This is a genomic window from Vibrio sp. 10N.222.48.A3 (assembly GCF_041475345.1).
GTDB lineage: Bacteria > Pseudomonadota > Gammaproteobacteria > Enterobacterales > Vibrionaceae > Vibrio > Vibrio tasmaniensis_A.
The window spans coordinates 1-223 of the sequence record NZ_JBFRVX010001676.1 but is presented as its reverse complement, the minus strand read 5'-3'; the positions used below and the strand labels follow the sequence as shown (position 1 = coordinate 223).

Annotated in this window: 1 protein-coding gene; it reads right to left on the bottom strand. The window is 43.5% G+C overall.

The window, feature by feature from the left end:
- Positions 1-223, bottom strand: a 223-nt coding sequence (locus tag AB4653_RS28370) for a DEAD/DEAH box helicase (RefSeq protein ID WP_372105969.1), incomplete at both ends; no start/stop codon positions are given.

The window sequence follows — 223 nt, the reverse complement described above, 5'->3', positions numbered from 1 at the left end:
AGCGGTCTTTCTGGTGTTGGTAAGATACGCCACCGTACATCGCTAGTGATGTTAGGTTTAGGAACTTCGCGTACTTAGTAATGTTCTGCTCAACCTGAATCGCAAGCTCGCGAGTTGGTGTCAGAATAACAGCACGAATACGTTTTTTACGTTGTGTTTCACCTTTACTTAGCATTTCTAAGATAGGGAGAACAAAGCTCGCAGTTTTACCTGTACCTGTTTG